This window comes from Phaeovulum sp. (assembly GCF_041596715.1).
In the GTDB taxonomy this organism is placed as follows: Bacteria; Pseudomonadota; Alphaproteobacteria; order Rhodobacterales; family Rhodobacteraceae; genus UBA6213.
The window spans coordinates 1-2845 of the sequence record NZ_JBFHIA010000316.1 but is presented as its reverse complement, the minus strand read 5'-3'; the positions used below and the strand labels follow the sequence as shown (position 1 = coordinate 2845).

General features: G+C 60.1%; 4 protein-coding genes, 1 tRNA gene and 2 pseudogenes. All 7 read right to left on the bottom strand.

Translation table 11 applies throughout. The features are described 5' to 3' along the window. Positions 1–101 (bottom strand): annotated as a pseudogene (gene rplK, locus ABY403_RS15285) (50S ribosomal protein L11); the annotation flags it as partial. Between the two features lie 93 nt (positions 102–194). Then, the gene (gene nusG / locus ABY403_RS15280) at positions 195–731 is read right to left on the bottom strand and encodes a transcription termination/antitermination protein NusG (RefSeq protein ID WP_372841678.1); all 537 of its coding nucleotides are present in this window, start codon (positions 729–731) and stop codon (positions 195–197) included. Positions 732–936: 205 nt separating this feature from the next. Beyond that, positions 937–1128, bottom strand: coding sequence for a preprotein translocase subunit SecE (secE, locus tag ABY403_RS15275; protein WP_372841677.1), 192 nt, complete (start codon positions 1126–1128; stop codon positions 937–939). Positions 1129–1200: 72 nt separating this feature from the next. Further along, positions 1201–1647: a hypothetical protein gene (locus tag ABY403_RS15270; RefSeq protein WP_372841676.1), complete on the bottom strand. Its 447-nt coding sequence runs from the start codon at positions 1645–1647 to the stop codon at positions 1201–1203. Positions 1648–1777: 130 nt separating this feature from the next. Next, a tRNA-Trp gene (locus ABY403_RS15265) sits at positions 1778–1853 on the bottom strand. Positions 1854–1891: 38 nt separating this feature from the next. Continuing rightward, entirely contained in the window at positions 1892–2554 is a 663-nt protein-coding gene (locus ABY403_RS15260) for a CatB-related O-acetyltransferase (protein ID WP_372841675.1), read from the bottom strand. Between the two features lie 154 nt (positions 2555–2708). Next, positions 2709–2845: pseudogene (gene tuf, locus ABY403_RS15255) on the bottom strand (elongation factor Tu); the annotation flags it as partial.

The window sequence follows — 2845 nt, the reverse complement described above, 5'->3', positions numbered from 1 at the left end:
TTGATGCCACGCTGACCGAGCGCAGGCCCGATCGGCGGGGAGGGGTTGGCTTGCCCCGCTTTGACTTGCAGCTTCAGGCTGCCGATAATCTTCTTGGCCATCAGGCCTCTCCTTTATCACCTGCGCCGAATGTGGCGCGTTGGTTTAGTGGTACGGTCCGGGGTCATTGCCCCCTCGCCTCCCACACATGCACGTCAGGCGGTTTTCGACACCTGCGTGAATTCCAGTTCGACCGGCGTCGGGCGGCCAAAGATAGAGACTGTCACCTTCAGGCGGCCCGCGGCGTCATCGACTTCCTCGACCATGCCCGAAAAGCCCTCGAATGGGCCGTCAGTCACCGAAACATTTTCACCGATCTCGAAACGGATCAGGTTGCGCGGCTGCGCCTCGGCACCATCACCGGTGCGGTTGAGAATCCCGTTCACCTCGGAATCGCGCATCGGCATCGGTTTGCCCTGAGGGCCCAGAAAGCCGGTAACGCGGTTGATCGAGCTGACCAGATGATAGCCGCGGTCGGTCATTTCCATGTGCACGAGCACATAGCCCGGCATGAAGCGCCGCTCAGAGGTCACCTTCTTGCCGCGACGAATCTCTATGACTTCCTCGGTGGGCACCAGAACCTCGTCGATCTGGTCCTCCAGCCCCTTTTCGGCGACGGTCGTTCTGATCTGCTCGGCGACCTTCTTCTCGAAGTTCGAGAGGACGCTTACCGAATACCAACGCTTCGCCATACCCGATCCGACCCTTGCCTGCGCGGCCGTTTGCCGCCGATTTCCTTGATTCGCAATGGCTTGACCCATTGCGCTCAGAACAAAAAACAGCGCGCTACCGAATCGATGCGCGCCGGTTTTTTGAACTGTCTGCTCGCATTACAGCGCAGGGCCCATGAATTCAAGGCCATACCGCCCTTATCCGGCAGCAATCTGCTGGCATGCCTTAGCCGCCGGCGCCTAGAACCGCGGCCAGCCCATACCGGATCACCAGATCGACAAGCGAAAAGAACACCGACACCAGCGCCGCCATGATAAACACCATGACCGTCGTCAGCAGCACCTCGCGGCGCGTCGGCCAGGCGACCTTGCCCATTTCCGAGCGCACCTGTTGCATGAACTGAAGTGGGTTTGCCATGATCCGTCCTTGTCTTCGCCACCCGCCCAGTCTGGCGGCTCCGCGCCCACATACGCGGTGCGGCGGCGCGATTCAAGCACCAGCGCGGGTGCGGGTGCGAGCGTTGCGAATTGGGCGTTGCGCATGAGCATCGGCAGCCAGCCGCTCGAACGGGTCACGGTTAGCGCGCGCGCCGCCGGGAAGAGCGTGCAGAAACTCGGCGATCTGGTTGCGGATCTGCAAAAGCACCACCACGCCGACAAGCGCCAAAGCAATCGTCACCCAAGGCCCAAGGGGGCCAATCGTCGCGCGCAGCGCCGACAGATCAAGTTGCATCACGGCGATTGCCGAAAAGAACAGTGCAACCGACACGAGAAGCCACCGCGCGGCGGTGCCCGCGATGACACCCGCGGCGCGCAAGCGCATCACCCGCACTGATTCTACGGGCTCGATCGGCGGCAAGACCGCCTTGCGCGATGGTTCAAGTTCGGGGCGAGCACCCACAGCGGGGCGGTCGGAGGCCCGGCCTGTCTGCCACATGGCCAAACTCCATTTGTGTTGCATACAGAAAGACATCCAAATCGGGCCGAAATCGGGCAGCCGCGCGGCACCAACAGGAAATAACCGCAAAACTGGGCGGCTATGCGTTTCACAAAATGATGAAGAGAAGTGGCAGGGGCAGAAGGTTTCGAACCCTCGACCTACGGTTTTGGAGACCGTCGCTCTACCAGCTGAGCTATACCCCTATGGCCGAGGCACGAGGTATCGCATGCCCCGGCGCATTTCAAGTCCTCAAACGTACGACTTCGGCTGCAAGTGACTCTCTGTCACCCGCGGCCAGCACCGGCACCAATGCGCGGATCTCGTCAAGCGGCAGATCCCACCATTCCAACCGGTCGAGAAGCGCGATCACGCTATCTTCGAACCGCCGACGAAGCACCCGGCCCGGGTTTCCAACCACAATCGACCATGCAGGCACATCACGCGCGACCACAGCGCCCGCGCCAATTATCGCGCCATTTCCGATTGTTACACCTGGCATGATGCGCGCATCTTGGCCAATCCAGACATCGTGACCGACCAATGTGGCTGGCCGCGGCTGAAACATAGTTGCGTAATGCCCCATCAGGCTGTGGTCGAACATCGAGAACGGATAGGTCGAAAACCCATCCATAGGGTGGTTAGCGGCAGCCAGAAACCGCACGCCATGCGCGATCTGGCAAAACTTGCCAATCACAAGTTGCTCAGGTGCTCCGGGATACAGATAGGGGGCGATACGCGCGGCATAATCTTCGACCGGCTCGAAGTCGTTGTAATAGGTGTAATCGCCAACCGTGATGTTCGGGTGTTCGATAACCCGTGCAAGCTGCACGGTGGCGGTATGCGGTGTGCCATCAAGACGAATGAGGGGGTGACGCGCCGAGGCGTCAAGAAAGGGGACAGGCATCGCTGAACTCCGTTGAAAATTGCGTTTTCAGGTCGGTCAGTTCAGCGTCTTGTCCATTTCATCCTCCAACGGCAGAGGTTTTTGTTAGCAGTATCAGCCCAAAAAGAAAAGGGGCCGCCCAAGGCGACCCCTCCTCAAATATGTAGCAGTCGTCTTACTTGATGATTTTCGAGACGACGCCGGCGCCGACGGTGCGGCCGCCTTCGCGGATGGCGAAGCGGAGCTTCTCTTCCATCGCGATCGGCTGGATCAGCTCGACTTCGAACTTCAGGTTGTCGCCCGGCATCACCA